Below are 22,798 nucleotides of genomic sequence, written 5' to 3' on the forward strand. Positions count from 1 at the left end.
CTTATCCGTTCTTGCGGATGACCTGGCCGTCGCGGCACATCAGGCACGCGGCGACGATGTCGTCTTCGAGGTTGATCGTCAGCACGCCGTCCTTGTCGAACAGCAGCTTCATGAAGTCGAGCAGGTTGCGTGCGTACAGGGCCGAGGCATCGGCGCCGACCTGGGCTGGCAGGTTGGTCGGGCCGACGATGGTCACGCCCTGCTCCACCACCACCTGGTCGGCGACGGTCAGCGGGCAGTTGCCACCCTGGGCTGCGGCGAGGTCGATGACCACCGAGCCGGGTTTCATCTGCGCCACGGTTTCGGCGCTGAGCAAGGTGGGTGCCTTGCGGCCGGGGATCAGTGCGGTGGTAATGACGATATCGGCCTGCTTGGCGCGCTCGTGCACCGCCAGGGCCTGGCGCTGCATCCAGCTGGCCGGCATGGGCCGGGCGTAACCGCCGACACCTTCGGCGCACTCGCGCTCTTCATCGGTCTCGTAAGGGACGTCGATGAACTTGGCACCCAGCGACTCGATCTGCTCCTTCACTGCCGGACGCACGTCCGAGGCTTCGATCACCGCACCCAGGCGCTTGGCCGTGGCGATGGCCTGCAGCCCGGCGACACCGGCGCCGAGGATCAGCACGCGCGCGGCCTTAACGGTACCGGCAGCGGTCATCAACATCGGCATGAAGCGCGGATAGTGGTGAGCCGCGAGCAACACCGCCTTGTAACCGGCAATGTTTGCCTGCGACGACAACACATCGAGGCTCTGGGCTCGCGAGGTGCGCGGCGCAGCTTCGAGGGCAAAGGCGGTAATGCCGCACTCGGCCATCTTGGCGATGGTTTCGTTATTGAACGGATTGAGCATGCCCACCAGGACAGTGCCGCTCTTGATCTGGGCCAGTTCGCTATCGTCAGGGGCTACAACCTTCAGAACCAGCTGAGCTCCAAACGCATCGGCAGCGCTGCCAATAGTGGCGCCTGCTGCTTCATAGGCACTGTCCGGAACGCTGGCGTTGATGCCGGCGCCGCTCTGGACGGTGACCTGATGCCCCTGGCCAATCAGTTTCTTGATGGTTTCCGGGGTTGCAGCAACCCGTGTTTCGCCCGTCTGCGTTTCGAGAGGAACACCAATGTGCACGTCATTTCTCCTGCGTGATCTTTTGTTGGTAAACCAGTGCACTGCGGATGGTGCGCTGGGGCGGCCGATCAGCACGATCCCGCCGAATTCAAGCGGGGCGCGGCATTTTGCAGGTGATTCCTGAATCGCTTCAACCAGTTTTGAAGGGTGACGGCAATCAAACTACAAGTCACCCTGTGACCGAATGTCGCAATAACAGGCCTGGAGCCCGCCAAGCGCGGGCTTCAGGGAGATTACGGTAAAATTTGAAAATTTTCCGCCGAATTTGCTGAATGCCTGGCTAAAAGCGCGATTTATGCTGTGAAGGCCGCATAAACAGCAGGGTTAAGGGCTTTTGTGAGGGCCTCTGAAACAGTTGGCCTAAATGCGACATTTCCTTATATCTGTAGGGTTTTAGTTTTGCTGACTACGGGGTCAAGTTATAGCTGTCGTCCTTATGCGCTGCGGCGTAGCGGCTCGCCTCTCCCACCAGCCAGTCGCGGAAAGCGCGCAGCGAAGCCGATTCCACCTTGCGCTCGGGGATCATCAGGTAATACGCCTTGATGCTCGACAGCGCGTGCGGGCTGGCCACCACCAGGCGCCCTTCTGCCAGTTCGCGCTGGATCAGGAAGGGTGGAATCAGCGCCACGCCCATCTCGTGCATGGCGGCCTGTGCCAACATCGAGAATAGCTCATAGCGCGGGCCGGTCATGTCGCGGGCGACATTCATCTCCAGGCTGTTGAACCACTGGCGCCAGGCATAGGGCCGGGTGGTCTGTTGCAGCAGCGGCAACTGGGCGATCTGCTCGCCCGTGAGCTGCTTGTTATTGCCAAGCAACGCCGGGCTGCACACCGGCACGGGGTTCTCGCCCATCAGCCGATGGGACTCGGTGCCCGACCAGTCGGCATCACCGAAGTAGATCGCCGCGTCGAAGCTGGTATCGGCGAACAGGAATGGCCGGGTGCGGTTGGTCAGGTTGACCGTGACCTCGGGGTGGCGCTGCTGAAAATCCTTCAGCCGTGGCAGCAGCCATTGGGTGCCGAATGTCGGTACCACCGCCAGTTCGATGACGTTGGCGCCCTGCTGGCCCATTACCGACAGGGTGTCGCGCTCCACTGCGTCCAGCTGGGTGGCGACCCGGCGGCTATAGGAAAGCCCGGCTTCGGTGAGCTTCACCCCGCGGCGGGAGCGGCGAAACAATTCGACATTGAGAAACTCCTCGAGCCCGGCGATTTGCCGACATACGGCGCCCTGGGTCAGGGACAGCTCCTGGGAAGCCTTGGTAAAGCTCTCGTGGCGGGCCGCGGCCTCGAAGCAGACCAGGGCCGCCGTACTGGGGATCTTGCGCCGCATGTACATCAACCTCACTAATATGGCGTAAAGATGGCCTTTAGGGCCATTACGAAGTGAGAAATTATCACAAGAGCATGCGCAATCCTCGTTTGTCTCGTCGCCTGAACGGGCCTAGGATCAAAGCACAACAACTCTGGTCCCATTTCTCGAGGATTCGCTCATGGCCGGTAAAGCAAGCTTCAACTGGATCGACCCGCTGTTGCTCGACCAACAGCTCACTGAAGAAGAGCGCATGGTGCGTGACAGCGCTTATCAGTTCGCCCAGGACAAGCTGGCCCCGCGCGTGCTGGAAGCGTTCCGTCACGAGCAGACCGACCCGGCGATCTTCCGCGAGATGGGCGAAGTCGGCCTGTTGGGCGCGACCATTCCCGAGCAGTACGGCGGCAGCGGCCTGAACTACGTGTGCTACGGCCTGATTGCCCGGGAAGTGGAGCGTATCGACTCCGGCTACCGTTCAATGATGAGCGTGCAGTCGTCGCTGGTCATGGTGCCGATCAACGAATTCGGTACCGAGGCACAAAAGCAGAAGTACCTGCCCAAGCTTGCCAGCGGCGAGTGGATCGGCTGTTTCGGCCTGACCGAACCCGACCACGGCTCCGATCCGGGTTCGATGATCACTCGCGCCAAGAAGGTCGACGGGGGCTATCGTCTGAGCGGCAGCAAGATGTGGATTACCAACAGCCCGATCGCCGACGTGTTCGTGGTCTGGGCCAAGGATGATGCCGGCGACATTCGTGGTTTCGTCCTGGAGAAAGGCTGGCAGGGCCTGAGCGCCCCGGCGATTCACGGCAAGGTCGGCCTGCGCGCCTCGATCACCGGCGAAATCGTCATGGACAATGTGTTTGTCCCCGAAGAGAACATCTTCCCGGATGTGCGCGGCCTCAAAGGTCCGTTCACCTGCCTGAACTCTGCGCGTTATGGCATTTCCTGGGGTGCCCTGGGCGCCGCCGAGGCCTGCTGGCACACCGCGCGCCAATACACCCTGGACCGCAAGCAGTTCGGTCGCCCGCTGGCAGCCAACCAGCTGATCCAGAAGAAGCTGGCCGACATGCAGACCGAAATCACCCTGGCCCTGCAAGGCTGCCTGCGCCTGGGCCGGATGAAGGACGAAGGTACCGCTGCGGTCGAAATCACTTCGATCATGAAGCGCAACTCCTGCGGCAAGGCCCTGGACATCGCCCGTATGGCTCGCGACATGCTGGGTGGCAACGGTATCTCGGACGAGTTCGGCGTTGCCCGTCACCTGGTCAACCTTGAGGTGGTCAACACCTATGAAGGTACCCATGACGTGCACGCGCTGATCCTTGGTCGCGCACAGACCGGCATCCAGTCCTTCTATTAATAAGGAGCCAGCCATGGGCGCGCTATCTCATCTGCGGGTGCTGGATCTGTCGCGAGTGCTGGCCGGGCCCTGGTCCGGGCAGATACTCGCCGACCTCGGTGCCGAAGTGATCAAGGTCGAGCGCCCGGGCAGCGGCGATGATACGCGCGCCTGGGGGCCGCCCTTCCTTAAGGACGCCTACGGCGAGAACACCAGCGAGGCTGCCTACTACCTGGCGGCCAACCGCAACAAGCGTTCGCTGACCATCGACTTCACCCAGCCCGAGGGCCAGCGCCTGGTGCGCGAGCTGGCAGCGAAGTCGGATGTGCTGATCGAGAACTTCAAGGTTGGTGGCTTGGCTGCCTATGGGCTGGACTATGAAAGCCTGAAGGCGATCAACCCGCGCCTGGTGTATTGCTCGGTCACCGGCTTTGGTCAGACCGGGCCCTACGCCAAGCGCGCCGGCTATGACTTCATGATCCAGGGCCTGGGCGGGCTGATGAGCCTGACCGGCCGGCCGGAAGGTGAAGAAGGTGCGGGGCCGGTGAAAGTCGGTGTCGCGCTGACCGACATCCTCACCGGGCTGTACTCGACCGTGGCGATCCTGGCCGCCCTCGCCCATCGTGACCGCGATGGCGGCGGCCAGCACATCGATATGGCGCTGCTCGACGTGCAGGTTGCCTGCCTGGCCAACCAGGCCATGAACTATCTCACCACTGGCACGCCGCCACGGCGCCTGGGTAATGCTCATCCCAATATCGTGCCTTACCAGGATTTCCCTACTGCCGACGGCGACTTCATCCTCACCGTGGGCAACGACGGGCAGTTCCGCAAGTTCGCCGAAGTGGCTGGCCAGCCGCAATGGGCAGACGATCCGCGCTTTACTACTAATAAGCAGCGGGTTGCCAACCGTGCCGAGCTGATCCCGCTGATCCGCCAGGCCACGGTGTTCAAGACCACCGCTGAATGGGTCGCGCAGTTGGAACAGGCGGGTGTGCCGTGCGGGCCGATCAACGACCTGGCGCAGATGTTTGCCGATCCGCAGGTCAAGGCGCGGGGCCTGGCTATCGAGATGCCTCACCCGCTGGCCGGGCAGGTGCCGCAGGTGGCCAGCCCGATTCGCCTGTCCGAGACGCCGGTGGAGTATCGCCATGCACCGCCGTTGCTGGGGGAGCATACTGAGCAGATCCTCGGCGAAGTGCTTGGCTTGGCGGCATCGGAGATCGAGCGTCTGCGGGTGGCCAAGGTGGTCTAAAGCTTCAAGCTATAAGCTGCAAGCTACAAGTTGAGCGCGGTGCCTCTGCTTTTACTTGCAGCTTGAAGCTTGTGGCTTATAGCCAAAACGCCGCCGCTGAAACAAAGTTGAAATAAGTCCTTGACGCCCCTGTGGATCTGTCTATAATTCGCCCCACTTCCGGCGCAGTCGGAACTGAAAACTCCTTGAGTTTCAAAGAGTTAGCGGTTCCAGGGTCATCCGGAAGGGCTTCGATCGAAAGATCGACAGCGGTGAAAAGGCAGTTGACAGCGGTTTGAAACGCTGTAGAATTCGCCTCCCGCTGACGAGAGATCGCAGCGAGTCAAGTGGTTGAAGTTGAAAGGCTTTTTAATCGAAAGCATCTGAAAAACTTCAAAATAAACGCTTGACAGGCTCTGAGGAAAGCGTAGAATGCGCGCCTCGGTTGAGACGAAAAGCTCTTAACCAACCGCTCTTTAACAACTGAATCAAGCAATTCGTGTGGGTGCTTGTGAGCTCAGACTGATAGTCAAAAAGATTATCAGCATCACAAGTGGCTACACGAAAAATCGAAAGATTTGAAAGTAAGTCATTTGAGATTGCTGAGCCAAGTTTAGGGTTTTTTCAAAACCCAAGCAGTATTGAACTGAAGAGTTTGATCATGGCTCAGATTGAACGCTGGCGGCAGGCCTAACACATGCAAGTCGAGCGGATGAGAAGAGCTTGCTCTTCGATTCAGCGGCGGACGGGTGAGTAATACCTAGGAATCTGCCTGGTAGTGGGGGACAACGTTTCGAAAGGAACGCTAATACCGCATACGCCCTACGGGGGAAAGCAGGGGACCTTCGGGCCTTGCGCTATCAGATGAGCCTAGGTCGGATTAGCTAGTTGGTGAGGTAATGGCTCACCAAGGCGACGATCCGTAACTGGTCTGAGAGGATGATCAGTCACACTGGAACTGAGACACGGTCCAGACTCCTACGGGAGGCAGCAGTGGGGAATATTGGACAATGGGCGAAAGCCTGATCCAGCCATGCCGCGTGTGTGAAGAAGGTCTTCGGATTGTAAAGCACTTTAAGTTGGGAGGAAGGGTACTTACCTAATACGTGAGTATTTTGACGTTACCGACAGAATAAGCACCGGCTAACTCTGTGCCAGCAGCCGCGGTAATACAGAGGGTGCAAGCGTTAATCGGAATTACTGGGCGTAAAGCGCGCGTAGGTGGTTCGTTAAGTTGGATGTGAAATCCCCGGGCTCAACCTGGGAACTGCATCCAAAACTGGCGAGCTAGAGTAGGGCAGAGGGTGGTGGAATTTCCTGTGTAGCGGTGAAATGCGTAGATATAGGAAGGAACACCAGTGGCGAAGGCGACCACCTGGGCTCATACTGACACTGAGGTGCGAAAGCGTGGGGAGCAAACAGGATTAGATACCCTGGTAGTCCACGCCGTAAACGATGTCAACTAGCCGTTGGAATCCTTGAGATTTTAGTGGCGCAGCTAACGCATTAAGTTGACCGCCTGGGGAGTACGGCCGCAAGGTTAAAACTCAAATGAATTGACGGGGGCCCGCACAAGCGGTGGAGCATGTGGTTTAATTCGAAGCAACGCGAAGAACCTTACCAGGCCTTGACATGCAGAGAACTTTCCAGAGATGGATTGGTGCCTTCGGGAACTCTGACACAGGTGCTGCATGGCTGTCGTCAGCTCGTGTCGTGAGATGTTGGGTTAAGTCCCGTAACGAGCGCAACCCTTGTCCTTAGTTACCAGCACGTTATGGTGGGCACTCTAAGGAGACTGCCGGTGACAAACCGGAGGAAGGTGGGGATGACGTCAAGTCATCATGGCCCTTACGGCCTGGGCTACACACGTGCTACAATGGTCGGTACAGAGGGTTGCCAAGCCGCGAGGTGGAGCTAATCTCACAAAACCGATCGTAGTCCGGATCGCAGTCTGCAACTCGACTGCGTGAAGTCGGAATCGCTAGTAATCGCGAATCAGAATGTCGCGGTGAATACGTTCCCGGGCCTTGTACACACCGCCCGTCACACCATGGGAGTGGGTTGCACCAGAAGTAGCTAGTCTAACCTTCGGGAGGACGGTTACCACGGTGTGATTCATGACTGGGGTGAAGTCGTAACAAGGTAGCCGTAGGGGAACCTGCGGCTGGATCACCTCCTTAATCGACAGACATCAGCTGTCTTATGAGCTCCCACACGAATTGCTTGATTCATTGAAGAAGACGATTGGGTCTGTAGCTCAGTTGGTTAGAGCGCACCCCTGATAAGGGTGAGGTCGGCAGTTCGAATCTGCCCAGACCCACCAATTACATGTGGTGCAGCCTGTAGCAATACGGGGCCATAGCTCAGCTGGGAGAGCGCCTGCCTTGCACGCAGGAGGTCAGCGGTTCGATCCCGCTTGGCTCCACCACCTTACGTCAAAGCTTAGAAATGAATATTCGGCTCGAATATTGATTTCTGAACTTTTTCAGAATCGTTCTTTAAAAATTTGGGTATGTGATAGAAAGATAGACTGGACAGCACTTTCACTGGTGTGTGTTCAGGCTAAGGTAAAATTTGTGAGTAATTACAAGTTTTCGGCGAATGTTGTCTTCACAGTATAACCAGATTGCTTGGGGTTATATGGTCAAGTGAAGAAGCGCATACGGTGGATGCCTTGGCAGTCAGAGGCGATGAAAGACGTGGTAGCCTGCGATAAGCTTCGGGGAGTCGGCAAACAGACTTTGATCCGGAGATCTCTGAATGGGGGAACCCACTCAGCATAAGCTGAGTATCTTGTACTGAATACATAGGTGCAAGAGGCGAACCAGGGGAACTGAAACATCTAAGTACCCTGAGGAAAAGAAATCAACCGAGATTCCCTTAGTAGTGGCGAGCGAACGGGGACTAGCCCTTAAGTGGCTTTGAGATTAGCGGAACGCTCTGGAAAGTGCGGCCATAGTGGGTGATAGCCCTGTACGCGAAAATCTCTTAGTCATGAAATCGAGTAGGACGGAGCACGAGAAACTTTGTCTGAATATGGGGGGACCATCCTCCAAGGCTAAATACTACTGACTGACCGATAGTGAACCAGTACCGTGAGGGAAAGGCGAAAAGAACCCCGGAGAGGGGAGTGAAATAGATCCTGAAACCGTATGCGTACAAGCAGTGGGAGCCTACTTTGTTAGGTGACTGCGTACCTTTTGTATAATGGGTCAGCGACTTATATTCAGTGGCGAGCTTAACCGAATAGGGGAGGCGTAGCGAAAGCGAGTGTTAATAGCGCGTTTAGTCGCTGGGTATAGACCCGAAACCGGGCGATCTATCCATGGGCAGGTTGAAGGTTAGGTAACACTGACTGGAGGACCGAACCGACTACCGTTGAAAAGTTAGCGGATGACCTGTGGATCGGAGTGAAAGGCTAATCAAGCTCGGAGATAGCTGGTTCTCCTCGAAAGCTATTTAGGTAGCGCCTCATGTATCACTGTAGGGGGTAGAGCACTGTTTCGGCTAGGGGGTCATCCCGACTTACCAAACCGATGCAAACTCCGAATACCTACAAGTGCCGAGCATGGGAGACACACGGCGGGTGCTAACGTCCGTCGTGAAAAGGGAAACAACCCAGACCGTCAGCTAAGGTCCCAAAGTTATGGTTAAGTGGGAAACGATGTGGGAAGGCTTAGACAGCTAGGAGGTTGGCTTAGAAGCAGCCACCCTTTAAAGAAAGCGTAATAGCTCACTAGTCGAGTCGGCCTGCGCGGAAGATGTAACGGGGCTCAAACCATACACCGAAGCTACGGGTGTCACTTAGGTGACGCGGTAGAGGAGCGTTCTGTAAGCCTGTGAAGGTGAGTTGAGAAGCTTGCTGGAGGTATCAGAAGTGCGAATGCTGACATGAGTAACGACAATGGGAGTGAAAAACTCCCACGCCGAAAGACCAAGGTTTCCTGCGCAACGTTAATCGACGCAGGGTTAGTCGGTCCCTAAGGCGAGGCTGAAAAGCGTAGTCGATGGAAAACAGGTTAATATTCCTGTACTTCTAGTTATTGCGATGGAGGGACGGAGAAGGCTAGGCCAGCTTGGCGTTGGTTGTCCAAGTTTAAGGTGGTAGGCTGAGATCTTAGGTAAATCCGGGATCTTAAGGCCGAGAGCTGATGACGAGTTGCCTTTAGGCGACGAAGTGGTTGATGCCATGCTTCCAAGAAAAGCTTCTAAGCTTCAGATAACTAGGAACCGTACCCCAAACCGACACAGGTGGTTGGGTAGAGAATACCAAGGCGCTTGAGAGAACTCGGGTGAAGGAACTAGGCAAAATGGCACCGTAACTTCGGGAGAAGGTGCGCCGGTGAGGGTGAAGGACTTGCTCCGTAAGCCCATGCCGGTCGAAGATACCAGGCCGCTGCGACTGTTTATTAAAAACACAGCACTCTGCAAACACGAAAGTGGACGTATAGGGTGTGACGCCTGCCCGGTGCCGGAAGGTTAATTGATGGGGTTAGCTAACGCGAAGCTCTTGATCGAAGCCCCGGTAAACGGCGGCCGTAACTATAACGGTCCTAAGGTAGCGAAATTCCTTGTCGGGTAAGTTCCGACCTGCACGAATGGCGTAACGATGGCGGCGCTGTCTCCACCCGAGACTCAGTGAAATTGAAATCGCTGTGAAGATGCAGTGTATCCGCGGCTAGACGGAAAGACCCCGTGAACCTTTACTATAGCTTTGCACTGGACTTTGAATTTGCTTGTGTAGGATAGGTGGGAGGCTTTGAAGCGTGGACGCCAGTTCGCGTGGAGCCATCCTTGAAATACCACCCTGGCAACTTTGAGGTTCTAACTCAGGTCCGTTATCCGGATCGAGGACAGTGTATGGTGGGTAGTTTGACTGGGGCGGTCTCCTCCTAAAGAGTAACGGAGGAGTACGAAGGTGCGCTCAGACCGGTCGGAAATCGGTCGTAGAGTATAAAGGCAAAAGCGCGCTTGACTGCGAGACAGACACGTCGAGCAGGTACGAAAGTAGGTCTTAGTGATCCGGTGGTTCTGTATGGAAGGGCCATCGCTCAACGGATAAAAGGTACTCCGGGGATAACAGGCTGATACCGCCCAAGAGTTCATATCGACGGCGGTGTTTGGCACCTCGATGTCGGCTCATCACATCCTGGGGCTGAAGCCGGTCCCAAGGGTATGGCTGTTCGCCATTTAAAGTGGTACGCGAGCTGGGTTTAGAACGTCGTGAGACAGTTCGGTCCCTATCTGCCGTGGACGTTTGAGATTTGAGAGGGGCTGCTCCTAGTACGAGAGGACCGGAGTGGACGAACCTCTGGTGTTCCGGTTGTCACGCCAGTGGCATTGCCGGGTAGCTATGTTCGGAAGAGATAACCGCTGAAAGCATCTAAGCGGGAAACTTGCCTCAAGATGAGATCTCACTGGAGCCTTGAGCTCCCTGAAGGGCCGTCGAAGACTACGACGTTGATAGGTTGGGTGTGTAAGCGCTGTGAGGCGTTGAGCTAACCAATACTAATTGCCCGTGAGGCTTGACCATATAACACCCAAGCAATTTGCTGCTCCTAAATAAAGAGCAGGCCAAATTGCGGTAGTGAAGACTGCAAAGCCGAGAATTTGTAACTCACAAGCATCACATACCCGATTCGCTGGAGTGTCTAACAAGACCTTCTGGCAACAGAATTTCTTGACGACCATAGAGCATTGGAACCACCTGATCCCATCCCGAACTCAGCAGTGAAACGATGCATCGCCGATGGTAGTGTGGGGTTTCCCCATGTGAGAGTAGGTCATCGTCAAGATTAAATTCCGAAACCCCTATCTGCGTATGCAGGTAGGGGTTTTGTCTTTAAGGTAGAAGCATCAAGAATTCGCTGGCACGTCGCAACAGACGGACCGGCACACAGAATTTCTTGACGACCATAGAGCATTGGAACCACCTGATCCCATCCCGAACTCAGCAGTGAAACGATGCATCGCCGATGGTAGTGTGGGGTTTCCCCATGTGAGAGTAGGTCATCGTCAAGATTCATTCCGAAACCCCTGTCTGCCCTGCAGACAGGGGTTTTGTCTTTCTGGTAACTGCTAAAGCTCCTCAAGCCTACTCGACTCTTGTGGGAGCTGGTCTTGCCAGCGATGGGCTGCATAGCAGCCCCAGAACAGCCGCTTACTTACCCAGCCCTTCGCACCTTCCCACTACGCCGTGCCTGCAACTTGCGCCACCAGATATACACCCCGGTCAACGACAGCACCGCAATCATCACCCCCAGCACTGCAATCAACACCTGGCCCGTCATACCGATGATGCGTCCGCCATGTATGGGTAACTGCAAGCGGTAAAAGCGTTCCCCCAGGGTGCCTTGCCCGGCTATCTCCTTGCCCAGCAAATGCCCGTCAGTCCCGTGAAAGAACAACCAGGACTTACCCTGGGCATCGGTATCGTGTTGGCCAAAGCCCGCGCCATAGAAGTTGTACTCGAAGCTGTAGTACAGCTCGCCGATCGGCGCTGTCAGCCCCAGCCGCTGACCCTCCTGCTGTGCCAGCTGATAGGCCTGTTGATAGCTCAGCTGGGTAACCCCCAGTAGCTCCTTGGGCAGGGTGCCACGGGCTTCATAGACGCTTGGCTCGACCGGTGAAAACAGCGACACCGCCGGTTTGAACACCTGGGCAGGCAGGTTCATCGCCACGCTGCTGATCGCAATCGGCAGCAGCAGTAGCCACAACCACAAACCGCCCGCCCTGTGGATATCCATGTTCAGCCGATAGGCATGGCCGCCCTTGATCTTCCAGGCTTTCGCCCACTTGCCCCAGAACGGCCGCCCACGTGGCAAGGTCAGCAGCACGGCGATAAAGCAGTCGATCATCCACATGATCGCCACCACGCCCATCAGCAGGATCCCCCAGTTGCCGGGCAGCGTCAGGCTGTAGTGCAACTCAAGCATGAACGGCATGAAGTTCTCGCGGGAAAAGCAGCACTCACCCCAGTAGCGCTGGCCCAGGGTCAGGCCGCTGACCGGATCGAGATAGAACACGGTGTTCTTTTCAGCATAGGGCTCACCGCTCGCAGGATCGTTGCGCGGCACCATTGCCAGCAGCGCCGCATGCCCTGGCTCGTTCGGGTACTCCATGTACCAGACCTGCAGCCGCGGGTGCTCGGCCTGCAACTTATCCACAAGCACCCCCGGCTGCTGTCGTTCACCCACGGCGGGGGCTTCGTAGAAGGACGGGTTGAGCCACTCGTCCAGTTCGTGATGAAAGGCCAGGACGCTGCCGGTAAGGCCGGCCAGGGCCAGAAACAGCGCGGTGATCAGGCCGAGGTAGCGGTGGAGCAGTACGTAAAGCTGACGCATGAGTAAAGGTCCGGAGTAAGTCGCCAGATGCAACAAAGCCAGCGCCCGGAATCAGGCGCTGGCTTTGTCCTTCATACAGGTGGGATCAGAACTGGTAGCTGACCGTGGCGCTGACATTGCGCTCTTCGCCCATGTAGCAATAACTCAGGCTGGCACAGGAGGCGATGTAGCTTTCATTGGTGAGGTTGTTGGCATTGAGCCGCACATCCACGCCCTTGAGCCCGACCTTGCCCAGGTCATAGCCAACCGAAGCATCGAACAGGGTGTAGGAGGGCACCTTCATGGTGTTCTCGGCATCCACCCAGCTGTAGCCGACATAGCGCACACCACCGCCCAGGCGCAGGCCGTCGAGGGCGCCCTGGCGGAAGTTGTAGTCAGCCCACAGCGAGGCCATGTGCCGCGGTGCCTGGGTCGGCGAGTTGCCCTTGTTGTCGAGGTCGCTGCCAAACAACGTGCTCGGCATCGACTTGGAGTACTCGATATCGGTGAAGGTGTAGCTGCCGAGGACTTTCAGGTTGTCGGTGACCTGCATGTGCGCTTCCAGTTCCAGGCCCTGGGAGCGGACCTGGCCGACAGGACGGTAGAACTCTTCCTGCGGCAGCTTGGAGGCAAGGTTCTCCTGCTCGATGCGGAACACCGAGGCGGTGAACAGGTTGTCGGTGCCCGGCGGCTGGTACTTGATACCAGCCTCCCACTGGGTACCCTCGGTCGGCGCCAGCGGGTTGCCCGACTGGTCGGCGTAGGAGTTGGGGTTGAACGACTCGGAGTAGCTGATGTACGGCGCAATGCCGTTCTCGAACAGGTACAGCACGCCGGCGCGACCAGTCAGCTTGGTACGCTCGTCACTGATCTTGGTCCCCAGCGGACGGCTGGCTTCGGCGATGCGGTTCTCATCCGACGTCTTCACCCAGTCCTGACGCAGGCCGAGGGAGAAACGCCACTGGTCGAGCTCGATCAGGTCCTGCAGGTATACGCCGGTCTGTTGCAGGCGACGCAGGTAGCTGGTGGGGTCGAAGTAGGTGATTTCCGAGTTGCCGTACTGCGGATCGAAGGCATTGATCGGGGCCAGGGCGCCACTGCGCCAGTCGACCACAGTCTTGCGCCGTTGATAGTCCAGGCCCAGCAGCGTGGTGTGCTTGGCGCTGCCGATGAAGTATTCGGCCTGGAGCATGTTGTCGATGATGTACGAGTGCAGCTTTTCCTCGCCGCCGGTGTAGTAGCGGTTCAACTCGTTGCTGGTTGGCGTGGTCCAGCCCCAGGCATACACCTGATCCATCTTCACCGTCGAATCCAGGTAGCGGAAGTTCTGCCGTGCGGTGAATACGTCGTTGAAGCGGTGCTCGAACTGGTAGCCGAACGACTGCTGGTCACGCTCGTAACGATCGACGCCCGGCTCGCCTTCGAAGAAGTGATCGGAGATGCGCCGGCCATTGCGCTGGTGCAGCGCACCAGCGGCCGGAACGCCGCCGTGATAACCGCCGTCGGGGTCATGCTGCAGGTAGGCCTGCAGGGTCAGCGACGTATCTTCGCTGAAGTTGATGCTGACGGTCGGCGCCAGGGCGAAGCGTTTTTCTTCGTTGTGGTCGAACTGGGTGTCGGACTGATCGGCGACGCCCACCAGACGGTAGGCGATGCGCTTGTCGTCATCCAGCGGGCCGCTGAAGTCGAAACCAACGCCACGCTGGCCCTGGGTGCCGACAGTGGCCTGCACTTGGTGATAGGTCTCGTACAGCGGCTTCTTGCTGGTCAGCGCGACCAGGCCGCCGGGCGAGCTGCGGCCATAGAGCACCGAAGACGGCCCCTTGAGGATATCCACCCGCTCAAGGAAGTACGGATCGACCTGCATGGTGCTGTAGGTGCCGCTGTCACCCATGGACTTCAGACCGTCCAGGTAGATGTTATCCACAGAGCCGTCGTTGAAGCCGCGCATGGCCACGTAGTCGTAGCGGTGAGTCGCACCATAGGGGTTGGTCAGCACGCCAGGGGTGTAGCGCATGGTCTGGGCCACGGTCTGCGAGCCCTGGTCGTCCATTTGCTGACGGGTAACCACCGACACCGACTGCGAGGTTTCCAGAATCGGCGCACTGGTCTTGGTCGCGACCTGGCTGTGGGTGGCGTTGTAGCCTTCCATGCTGCCCAGCGCATTACCCAGGGCGAACTCGCGCACTTCTGTGCTTGGCAACGACAGCGCTGCGTCCTGTGGCTGAGCCCGCAGCACAAAGCTGCCGCCATCCTGGCTGACGGCCTCCAGGCCCGAGCCGTTGAGCAATTGGCGCAACGCCTGGTCGGTGGCGTAACTGCCTTGCAGGCCTGGCGACTGCAGGCCCTGGGTCATTTGCGGGGTGCTCGACAAGGTGATCTGGGCCTGGCGGGCGAACTGGTTGAGCACGTCATCCAGGGAGCCGGCGGGGATGTTGTACTGCTGGCTGACACTGCCCGCTTGCGCGGCAAGCGCCCCGGCCGGTACAGCAGCAATGCCCAGGGCGGTGCCGAGCAGCGCGGCGCGGATGGCCTTACCGAGGGTGCTGCTCGTGGCAGAATCTAAGACAGGTTGAAAATCATTCTTCTTGTTGAGCCGCAACAGGGGCGAAGCATTACGCATGGAGAGCATCCGTAGAGTCGGTAAGGGCAGAAGGAGTCGCTTACTGTCCTAGCCGGACTCGTTGGTAAAACCCGCCAAAAAAAATTGTTCAGGCCAGTCGCTCGAGGCGCACCCACCAGCGAGTGCGATAGCTGACCGTCACCGGCAGCGTCTGCGGCAGCAGTTGCAGCAGTTTGTCGGTGTCCTCAAGGCGGAACACACCGGACAGGCGCAAGTCGGCAATGTCATCGGCGCAGCTCACATAACCGTGGCGATAGCGCCCGACTTCGGCGAGGAAATCGCCCAGGCGCATGTCGCGGGTGACGATCAGCCCTTCAGCCCAGGCGCCGGCATCCATGTCCTGATTCTGTAGGAGGGTTGCGCCCCGGGTATCCAGGCGATAGCTCTGGCCGGCGTGAATCCATTGCGTAGGGCCTGGCGAGTGGATGACGACGGTACCCTGACTGACGCTGACGCGGGTGCAGTTGTCGTCCTGGCGCACCACGAAGTGGCCGTTGAAGCCTTGAAGCAAGGCATCGCGGGTGCTTACCAGCAAGGGGCGGCCAGGAGCGCTCGTATCCTTGGCGCAGGTCAGCAGCAACTCACCGTGCTTGAGGCGAATCAGGCGCTGATCGGCCTCGAAGGCCAGGTCGACGGCGCTGTTGGTGTTCAGCTGCAGCAACGAGCCATCCGGCAGGCGCACGCTGCGCCGCTGACCGGTGCCACTGGCAAAATCCGCAGTCAACGGGCTGATAACCTGCAGATCCTTGCCCAGCCAGGCCGCCGAGCCGAACACCAGCACGCCGCTGAGCAGCTTCAGGGCCTGGCGCCGTTGCAGGCGCTGGCTGCTGTTCTCCAGGGTCTGCAAAGCTACACTGGCACCCGGCACGGCGCGCAGGTTGAGCTCCTGATGCAGGGACTGGACCCGTTGCCAGGCCAGCTCGTGTTCCTGATGGGTTGCACGCCACTGTTCGCATTGCTGCTGCAGCCGCGCGTTGTGGCCGCTTTCGCGCAGCTTGAGCATCCAGTGGATGGCCTGCTTGACCACTCGCGGGCCAGGATTGAGGGTTGTCATGCCGGCTTACGCCTCTGACTCGTAGCGCAGCAGGTAACAGTGATAAAGCGCATCGGCCACATAGCGCTCGACCGAGCGCAGGGACACGCCCATCTGTTCGGCAATTTCCTTGTGGCTCAGGCCTTCGCACTGCGCCAGGAGAAAAGCGCGGCGCACTTTCGGTTTAAGGCCGTCGAGCATCTGCGCGATGCGCTCGAGCAGCTCCAGCAACAGTTCGCGAGTTTCAACCGAGGGCACTTCGGCTTCTGGCAGATGCGCCAGGGCTTCAAGGTAGGCGCGGTGCAGCTCTTCACGGCGCCAGTGGTCGATCACCAGGCCCCGGGCGATGGTGCGCAGGAACGCCCGGGGTGCATTCAGCTCCAGCAGTTCGCGCCGCTGCAACAGGCGCACGAAGGTGTCCTGGGCCAGATCCGCGGCATCGGCGGCATTGCCCAGCTTGCTGCGCAGCCAGGTGTTCAGCCAGCCGTGGTGATGGCTGTAAAGCGTGTACACGGACTCTCGAGAGGGCATGAAGGTGCGCTGCTGAAGGGGTCATAAATGATAATTAGTCTCATTGTTGGCATCCTTGGAATATTTTGCAACTGTTGATCAGGGCAAGCTCGCTCTTGTAGGAACGGGCTTGCCCCGCCGACCGGGGTTAGCTCAACAAATTCCTCACGTTGTTCATCGCCTCATCGGCAAACCCCTGCAAAAACGCCTGAAAGCCCGGCAGCGCCTCGCTGCCGCCTTCCCACGGCTCGGCCTGGATGGTCCAGGTTGCCCGCGCCTGGCGCTCGCCCAGCGCCTCGACCTGCATCGCCGCCCACAGGTTGCCGATGTTCAGGCTGGTGTAGATCAGGCTCCAGGTCATGCACATGGCCTGGTCGTCGCGGCTATTGAGCTGCTCGATGACCACGTTGCCGTCCTTGAACAGCTTCTTGCGCACTGAACGCACGCCGCTGCCGGTCATCTCGATGTGCGCCAAGGCCGGGATGAACACCGGAAAGCCGGCGAAATTGCCGACGATATTCCAGATGCTGGCGGCATCGCTGGCGATGTCGACACTGGCCACCACACGGCAGCCGGCAGGGTTGCGGATCAGGGTGTCGGGTTGAAGTGCTTGCATGGTTAAGTCTCCTGCGTGGGTTGAAGGTGCTCAGATGAAGGCGATGTCGTGCAGGTACTGGCAGCCGCGTTGCAGCAACTGCGGGGTTTTCTGCGGGTAGCGGGCGCCCATGCGCTCGACCCCGGCGCGGGCATTGCCGTGCCGGATCAACGAGATGTCGCCGATGTCTTCCTCGAAGCCGTCCAGGTAGAAGCCCAGGACATCGAACAGGGCGTTGTCGCGGTCGACCCGGCGCAACTGCCGTTGCCACTGCTCGACGCTGACCAGCTCGAACGGCCTGCCACTGTCGCGGAACACCGAGACGTAGTCGCTCCAGCTCAAAGGCTCCGGGTTGTGCAGGTTGAACACCGCCTGTTCGGGCTGGTAGCGGCTGCTGTGGAAGGCGATGAAGCGGGCGAGAAAATCCACCGGCATCAGGTCGAAGTTGAGCTCCAGCGCAGGCACCTGGCCGAGCTGCAGCGAGCCCTTGAGCATCAGCATCAGGCGGTTGCGCTGGGGCTGACAGATGCCATTGCGGCTGTCGAAGGTGATATTGCCGGGGCGGTACAGGTTGACCCATACACCCTGGTCGCGGGCGCGCTGGAGGATGCGCTCGCCCACCCATTTGCTCAGGTTGTAACCGTTGCGTATGTAGATTGGCGGTGTTGCGGCCGGATCCTGCTCCAGCACCTGGCCGTCGGCGTCGATGGCGCTGCACGCCGACAGGGTCGAAACGAAATTGAAGACCTTTTTGCGTCGGCCTTCGCACAGGCGCAGGCACTCGAACAGTGGCTCGACGTTGTCGGCGGCCAGGCTGCGGTAATCCAGCACATGGTTGACCTGCGCGGCGTTGTGCAGCAGTGCGCCGTACTCGCTGTCCAGATAGGCATACTCGGCCTCGGCCAGGCCCAGGCGAGGCTGGCGCAGGTCGGCCGCGAAAACTTTCACCCGGCTCATGTCGAGCCGGTGTAAACCGTTCTCCATCAGCGCTGCGGTGAACCGTTGCTGCGCTGACTGACTGGCACTGCAGCGCACCAGGCAAGCGACTTCGCTGGCGCCCCATTCAAGCAGCGCTTCAACCAGGTGCACGCCGAGAAAACTGTTGGCCCCGGTGACGATCACCTTGTGCACGTCGCCCAGTTGCGCCATTGGCAGAATCTGCAAACCCAGTTCGCGGCAGGCATCGCGTTCGGCCTGCGGATCGAGGCCGAGCAGCTGTGCTTGCTCACCGCTGACCAGCGTGGCCAGGCGTTGCACCGTAGGCATCTCGATAAACCGGTTGATCGCAATGCCGCGGCCGAACTGTTCGCGAACAGCCAGCAAGAGGCGTGACAGCAGGATCGAATGGCCGCCGAGGCTGAAGAAGCTGGCGTCAGTGGATATGTCCTGCTCGGGTAGTTCGAGCAGTTCGCTCCACACGCCAACCAGCTGCGCTTCGACAGAGGTTACCGGGCCGAAGTGATGATTGCTCTGCGTCAGCCCCGGCGGTATCGCCAGCAGCGCCTGGCGATCAATCTTGCCGTTGGCGGTGTAGGGCATCTGCGCCAGTTGCTGATAAAAGGCCGGACGCATGTAGTCGGGCAGCTGTTGCTCGGCATGCAGGCGCAGGGCGGCTTCGCCATCGTCAGCCGTGGCTTGCACGCAGAACGCCAGGATCCGCCGCTGAGCATCGATGACCACGGCCACCTGATGGAACAGGCCGCTGCTGCGCAGGCAATGCTCGATCTCTTCCGGTTCGACCCGAAAGCCGCGAATCTTCACCTGGCTGTCGCGCCGACCACAGAGCTCGATACCGTCGGCTGTCCATTTACCAATATCGCCAGTGCGGTACAGGTGCAGCGGGCTGCCGCCGGCAAGCGTCAAGGTGATAAAGCGCTCATTGCTCAGGGCTGGATTGTTCAGGTAGCCCAGGCCAACGCCCGGCCCTGCGATGTACAGCTCACCGGGGGTGTTTTCGGCTACAGGTTGCAGGCCTTGGTCGAGAATCAAAACCCGCGTGTTGGCGATCGGCCAGCCCAGGTTGCGGTTGTTGTCGTCAGCCTGGAACACCCGGGTCGTGGCCAGCACCGTGGTTTCGGTCGGGCCGTAGATGTTGTGTAGCTGGCACTGCCCGGCCAGGCGGGCAATCACCTCGGGCTCACAGACATCGCCACCGGTGATCAGGTGGCTCAAGCGCAGGTTCTGATCGCGCGGCAGGATGCTCAGCAGCGCCGGCGGCAGAAAGGCATGGGTCACTTGCTGTTCGCGCATCAGCGTCAGCAACTGCGCCGGGTCGCGGCGCTGGTCTTCAGTGGGTACCACCAGCTCGCCGCCGCACACCCAGGTCGGCAGGATATCCAGCAACGAGGCATCGAAACCGATGGTCGAAAACTGCAGCGCCCGGCTTTGCTGATCCAGCTGCACATGGGCGCTGTACCAGGTCTGGAAGTGGCTGAGGTTGCGCTGGCTGAGCAGCACGCCCTTGGGCTGGCCGGTGGTGCCCGAGGTGTAGATCGCCACGCAGGGGGCGTCTGGCGCCGGTCGCTGGCGCAGCAATGACGGCAGTGGCTGCGTCAGCGGCGTGGGCAGCTGGCGCAGGTCCAGGCTCGGTACTTTCAGCTCATCCAGCGGCACCTGCCCGTCATGCAGCAGCAGGCTGGCGCCGGCATTCTTGAGGATATAGCGCAGGCGCTCGGCGGGGTGCGCCGGGTCCAGCGGCAAATACACTGCCCCATAGCCGAATACGGCGAGCACACTGGCGTAGAGCGCAGCGGATTTGCCCAGGCAAACGCCGATCACTGGCGGTTCAGTTGCGGTCGGTAAAACAGGCAACCGTTGCAGGATCGCTGCCGCCAAGGCGTGCAACTGTGCATAGCTGATGCGCTGGCCGTTCAGGTTCAGCGCTGGGCTGTCGGCATGAACCCGCAGGCTCTGTTCCAGGCGCTCGATCAGCGGCACCTCGGCAGCTGCGAGCATTGGCTGATTTTCGCTCTGGTTGAAACGATGGAACCAGGCCAACTGCTCCAGCCAGTCGAGACCTTGTTGCAGATCCTCCTGCCCGGGGTTGATGGCGGCTGCTTGCTGCAGGTAGTCGGGGTTTCGCGAGAAGCGGCTGACGTGCAGCGCGAGCATCTCTTGCAGGCTGGCGATGGCATTCAGGCGCAACTGTTGACCATTGCCGGACGTCTCCGGGCCCAAGCGCTGGCGCTCGATCAGGCGCTGTGCGGTGGCGCTGCCGGTCCAGCACAAAAGCTCAAGTGTCGGCAGCTCGCCAGCGCTTTGCAGGTCTCTTTGCAGGTGAATGCCCAGGCGCAGGCTCAACAGCGCGCAGTCGTCCAGGCCGTGCCAATCGCTGGCACACAGTGCCAGGCTGCCGTCATCGATGAGCAACCGTGGCTGGCGCCACGGGCGTTGTTGCAAGGCCGCGGCGCTGTCGGCCAGGTACAGCGCGTGACCGTGGTCGAGCAGGTCCTGGTGCAGCAAGGTCAGTGCCGGGCTTGTGCCGATCAGAAGGATTTCCAGGCGTCTCATGGCTATCTCCTTGGTTCGGGCAGGTAGTGCGCCAGGGCTTGTTGCACGCAGGGCGAGTCGAGCATGGAACTGGCGCGGAACAGGCGCAGAATGTTGCCCAGCAGCGGGTGCCGGTGGTCGATCGGGTAGGCCATCGCTGTCACTTCCTGGCGCAGCGTTTGTCGCGCGGCCTCGCTGATCGGCAGGTGATCGGTCAGGGCGAAGTCGAAGCCTTTCTGGATGTCGTTGGTCAGGTACTGGGCGAGAAACACCGGCAGGATTTCGGCGATGCATTGCCGGTCCGCCTCGGGGGCGCTGTGCCAGTAGATGCGCACCAGCCGCGCCCAGAAACTTGAATGGCGGCCTTCGTCGAGCAGGTGGTCGGCCATCAGGCCCTTCACCGAGGGCTTGACCGTGTCATCCCGGGCGAAGGCGGCGACATCGTCGGTCAGGGTGTTTTCGGCGATACCTACGCAAATCAGCTCAAGGGCGTCGCGAAGGTGCTCCGGCGCCAGCGCCAGGGCCGCAGGTATCGCCCGGCTCAGTTCAATCTCCCGGGGTAGGGCAATTGGCTCGATCCCGGTCAGGGCGATGGTTTGTTGCATGAAGTCCATGGCTACCAGGGCGTGGTAGTCCTCATCTACCACCACGGTCATGGCGTCGTAGCGACAGGCGAACGGAAAGCGAATGGCGAAGCGGTCCTTGGCGATCCGCCGCGCCGTGCGGTCGACGATCTCGGTCTCGAAAATCACCACGTCGTTGATGAACTTGTACAAGCTCTGGGCCAGGGCGAAATCGCGTTGCTGCGGGCACTCGCGCACAAAGGTCTCACTGAGCACCAGCGGCTGGCGGCTGAGCGGGTAGATCAGCCGCTGATCGTCCTCGACCAGGCGTCGTGGCCGGGTGCGGATGGTTGCGTGGCTCTCCCAGGCCTCAGCGAAGGAATGGTAATCGAGGGCGTTCATGCACTGACCTCCGCGACGGTTTCGCGCATCGACAGGCGCAGGCGGTCCCACAGGGCGATGCGGCTGTCGATGGCGGCGATGGCGGCTTCCAGCACCTGGCGCTGCTGCACCGGGTCGCTTTTTACCAGCCTTGTCAGCAGGGCTTCGGCGGCTGGGCCGTGGTCTTCGGCGTCGACCTCGATATGCCGTTGCAGGTAGTAACGGAAGGTCGGCGCCTGTTCGCCGGTGATGCCCCAGTCATCGAGGATGCGCTGGAACATGCTTGGAATGACGCTTTCGCGCCCATGCAGGAAGGCCGCAGCGACGCTATGGGCCGGTGCGCCAAGGGCGGTCTCCAGGGTGTGGCTGACGAACTGCCGGGCCGCCTCGCTGGCGCCAGCGCGCTGCAGGGCGCTGGCGTAACCAACACCTTCACGCTGCAGGCTGACGAAGCGCTCGATCGCCGCCGTGCTGGCGCCAACTTCGCGCATGGCGTCCAGGTACAGCTCGAAATGGCTGTAATGCCCCTGGCCCAGGCAATCGTCGGACTCTTCGCCGAGGACGATCTCGTTGATCAGGCGGGCGGCGTTGGGGTCAAGCGGTGGTAGCCAGGGCAGCTGGATACAGGTCAGCTCCTGCTGCAGGCGCTTGGTCAGCGACATGAAATCCCAGACAGCAAATACATGGGTTTCCATGAACCGCTGCAATACCGGCAAAGAATCTATTTCGGCAAAGATCGGGTGGGCGGCAAGTTCGGCTTTGCGGGCGATAAGATGCGAAGTCAACGTATTCATGGGGTTTCCTTGTCAGTGGCTAATGTCCGGTCAATCGGCCTTCATCGACAGTTTCGAAGTTTTCAATGGCCGAGCAGGGGCCTCGACCGAACAGTTCGATAGCTGCGTGATGACAGGCGTATCGATGCAATAAGCATCACTTTTCTCAGGTTGACGGGGGCTTTGTGGTCAGGCTGGCCCGTGCCTATAAAAAGTTAGAACAACTTTTAAGTGTTCGGCAATAACTTTGTTAATTATATTTTTAGTTGGTTTTTTCGAGTGCGAAGTAAGTAATTAAAACTTTAGTTTGAAGTTTTATTGATAGGTAAGTGCTCCTTCCGGCAACGAAGTGTCAGAATAAAAACTGCGTGAGTGAATGCCTCACTCGGAGCACAGAAGAATGGAAGTCGGACCTGGTTGACTCTAAGGGGCAGCTGATCGATATCGGTCCTTGCCCGGCGCTAGGCTCCTTCTGCAGGTGTGCAAAAAGCAGACGAC

Annotated in this window: 12 protein-coding genes, 2 tRNA genes and 4 rRNA genes; 8 read left to right on the top strand and 10 right to left on the bottom strand. The window is 59.4% G+C overall.

The features are described from left to right. Position 1: 1 nt before the first annotated feature. Both LOY45_RS00545 and LOY45_RS00550 read right to left on the bottom strand, forming a co-directional pair. Positions 2 to 1,123 (bottom strand): Re/Si-specific NAD(P)(+) transhydrogenase subunit alpha, encoded by a 1,122-nt coding sequence (locus LOY45_RS00545; protein WP_258578618.1) that lies wholly within the window; start codon positions 1,121 to 1,123, stop codon positions 2 to 4. Between the two features lie 406 nt (positions 1,124 to 1,529). Beyond that, entirely contained in the window at positions 1,530 to 2,456 is a 927-nt protein-coding gene (locus LOY45_RS00550) for a LysR family transcriptional regulator (protein WP_115084991.1), read from the bottom strand. A gap of 160 nt (positions 2,457 to 2,616) precedes the next feature. On the opposite strand from LOY45_RS00550, the gene LOY45_RS00555 reads away from it, so the two are divergent. From LOY45_RS00555 to rrf (LOY45_RS00590), 8 genes are all read left to right on the top strand, one after another. Next, a complete protein-coding gene (locus LOY45_RS00555) occupies positions 2,617 to 3,798 on the top strand; it encodes an acyl-CoA dehydrogenase (protein ID WP_010222582.1) in 1,182 nt (393 codons plus the stop codon). Positions 3,799 to 3,811: 13 nt separating this feature from the next. After that, positions 3,812 to 5,032, top strand: coding sequence for a CaiB/BaiF CoA transferase family protein (locus tag LOY45_RS00560; RefSeq protein ID WP_258578619.1), 1,221 nt, complete (start codon positions 3,812 to 3,814; stop codon positions 5,030 to 5,032). Between the two features lie 622 nt (positions 5,033 to 5,654). Beyond that, positions 5,655 to 7,191, top strand: a 16S ribosomal RNA gene (locus LOY45_RS00565). 66 nt (positions 7,192 to 7,257) lie between these two features. After that, positions 7,258 to 7,334: transfer RNA gene (locus LOY45_RS00570), tRNA-Ile, on the top strand. 29 nt (positions 7,335 to 7,363) lie between these two features. Then, a tRNA-Ala gene (locus LOY45_RS00575) sits at positions 7,364 to 7,439 on the top strand. 214 nt (positions 7,440 to 7,653) lie between these two features. Next, positions 7,654 to 10,544: ribosomal RNA gene (locus LOY45_RS00580) — 23S ribosomal RNA — on the top strand. Positions 10,545 to 10,690: 146 nt separating this feature from the next. Next, a 5S ribosomal RNA gene (gene rrf, locus LOY45_RS00585) occupies positions 10,691 to 10,806 on the top strand. A gap of 110 nt (positions 10,807 to 10,916) precedes the next feature. Beyond that, positions 10,917 to 11,032: ribosomal RNA gene (gene rrf / locus LOY45_RS00590) — 5S ribosomal RNA — on the top strand. Together the 16S, 23S and 5S rRNA genes with 2 tRNA genes alongside form the textbook arrangement of a ribosomal RNA operon. A 143-nt stretch (positions 11,033 to 11,175) precedes the next feature. Here the strand turns inward: rrf (LOY45_RS00590) and LOY45_RS00595 are convergent. The 8 genes from LOY45_RS00595 to LOY45_RS00630 all read right to left on the bottom strand — a co-directional run bounded on the left by LOY45_RS00595 (position 11,176) and on the right by LOY45_RS00630 (position 22,321). Then, positions 11,176 to 12,354 (bottom strand): PepSY-associated TM helix domain-containing protein, encoded by a 1,179-nt coding sequence (locus LOY45_RS00595; RefSeq protein ID WP_258578620.1) that lies wholly within the window; start codon positions 12,352 to 12,354, stop codon positions 11,176 to 11,178. Between the two features lie 85 nt (positions 12,355 to 12,439). Beyond that, positions 12,440 to 14,956 carry a TonB-dependent siderophore receptor gene (locus LOY45_RS00600; RefSeq protein ID WP_258578621.1) on the bottom strand — a complete coding sequence of 839 codons (2,517 nt, stop codon included), beginning with the start codon at positions 14,954 to 14,956 and terminating at the stop codon, positions 12,440 to 12,442. An 88-nt stretch (positions 14,957 to 15,044) separates the two neighbouring features. Next, positions 15,045 to 16,010 carry a FecR domain-containing protein gene (locus LOY45_RS00605; RefSeq protein WP_115089506.1) on the bottom strand — a complete coding sequence of 322 codons (966 nt, stop codon included), beginning with the start codon at positions 16,008 to 16,010 and terminating at the stop codon, positions 15,045 to 15,047. A 6-nt stretch (positions 16,011 to 16,016) separates the two neighbouring features. Continuing rightward, positions 16,017 to 16,520: a sigma-70 family RNA polymerase sigma factor gene (locus tag LOY45_RS00610; RefSeq protein ID WP_115089505.1), complete on the bottom strand. Its 504-nt coding sequence runs from the start codon at positions 16,518 to 16,520 to the stop codon at positions 16,017 to 16,019. Between the two features lie 127 nt (positions 16,521 to 16,647). Beyond that, positions 16,648 to 17,115: an SRPBCC family protein gene (locus tag LOY45_RS00615; protein ID WP_115089504.1), complete on the bottom strand. Its 468-nt coding sequence runs from the start codon at positions 17,113 to 17,115 to the stop codon at positions 16,648 to 16,650. 30 nt (positions 17,116 to 17,145) lie between these two features. After that, entirely contained in the window at positions 17,146 to 20,604 is a 3,459-nt protein-coding gene (locus LOY45_RS00620; protein ID WP_258578622.1) for a non-ribosomal peptide synthetase, read from the bottom strand. 2 nt (positions 20,605 to 20,606) lie between these two features. Continuing rightward, complete coding sequence (locus LOY45_RS00625) at positions 20,607 to 21,548, bottom strand: diiron oxygenase (RefSeq protein ID WP_115089502.1); 942 nt, start codon at positions 21,546 to 21,548, stop codon at positions 20,607 to 20,609. Continuing rightward, the gene (locus LOY45_RS00630) at positions 21,545 to 22,321 is read right to left on the bottom strand and encodes a DUF3050 domain-containing protein (RefSeq protein WP_134061146.1); all 777 of its coding nucleotides are present in this window, start codon (positions 22,319 to 22,321) and stop codon (positions 21,545 to 21,547) included. The genes LOY45_RS00625 and LOY45_RS00630 overlap by 4 nt, the downstream gene beginning before the upstream one ends. Between the last annotated feature and the right edge of the window lie 477 nt (positions 22,322 to 22,798).

It is taken from the genome of Pseudomonas wadenswilerensis, assembly GCF_024749185.1.
In the GTDB taxonomy this organism is placed as follows: domain Bacteria; phylum Pseudomonadota; class Gammaproteobacteria; order Pseudomonadales; family Pseudomonadaceae; genus Aquipseudomonas; species Aquipseudomonas wadenswilerensis.